We start from the raw sequence: 1,080 nt of genomic DNA, 5'->3' as shown, positions 1-1,080 counted from the left end.
CTGTAGTGACCATGGACGTTGTTGACGGTTGAGCGGCGTGTTGGGTTGATCATGACGAAGACCTCCGTGTGTGGTGCTGGTGTCTGACGCCATCACCGATCACAACGGAGGTCTTCGTGTTCCACCGTAATGCCCGGTTGACCGTGCACGGGCGCAGGTTGCTCGTCGAGCGCGTCACCGCTGGGCGTCCGGTCGCGCATGTCTGCGCCGAGATGGGGATTTCCCGGGCGACCGGGCACAAATGGCTGGACAGGTATCGCCGTGAAGGAGACGCGGGCCTGGCCGATCGGTCCAGCAGGCCGCACCGCTCACCCGCCCGGACCCCGCACGAGACCGAGCAACGGATCCTCGACCTGCGCCGGAACCGGCGGCTGGGCCCGGCCAGGATCGGCGGGATCCTCGGCCTGCACGCCTCCACAGCACACCGGGTCCTGACCCGCCACCGCATGCCGAAACTGGCCTGGCTGGACCGCCCGACCGGACAACCGATCCGCCGCTACGAACGAGACCGGCCCGGCGAACTCCTCCACGTCGACGTCAAGAAACTCGGCCGCATCCGCGACGGCGGCGGCTGGCGCGTCCACGGACGCGACAGCCTCGAACGCCGCCGCGCCCGCCACGGAAACCGCGCCGGCTACGACTACGTTCACTGCGCCATCGACGACCACACCCGCCTCGCCTACGCCGAAATCCACCCCGACGAAACCGCCACCACCTGCGCCGGCTTCCTCTGCCGCGCCACAGCCGCGCTCGCCGAACTCGGCATCCACCACATCGAACGCGTCATGACCGACAACGCCATGGCCTACCGCCGCTCCCGCGCCTGGCACACCGCCCTCAACGACATCGGCGCCCAAGCACGCTTCACCCGCCGCTACCGACCCCAAACCAACGGCAAAGCCGAACGCTTCAACCGCACCCTCACCGAAGAATGGGCCTACGCCCAACCCTTCACCAACTCAGCACACCGAGCCCGAACCCTCCCAGCCTTCCTCCACCACTACAACCACCACCGCACCCACACCGCCCTCAACGGCCACCCACCCATCACCCGCGTCAACAACCTCACAGGGCACTACA

Annotated in this window: 1 protein-coding gene; it reads left to right on the top strand. The window is 67.9% G+C overall.

What is annotated here, in order from left to right:
• Positions 1-116 precede the first annotated feature (116 nt).
• Positions 117-1,080 (top strand): IS481 family transposase (locus DMC64_RS42565; RefSeq protein ID WP_125738241.1); only part of this gene is annotated, 964 nt, incomplete at its 3' end.

The organism is Amycolatopsis sp. WAC 04197 (genome assembly GCF_003947475.1).
In the GTDB taxonomy this organism is placed as follows: domain Bacteria; phylum Actinomycetota; class Actinomycetes; order Mycobacteriales; family Pseudonocardiaceae; genus Amycolatopsis; species Amycolatopsis japonica.
The sequence above is the reverse complement of the archived record's forward strand: the minus strand, read 5'-3'. Positions and strand labels throughout refer to the sequence as shown.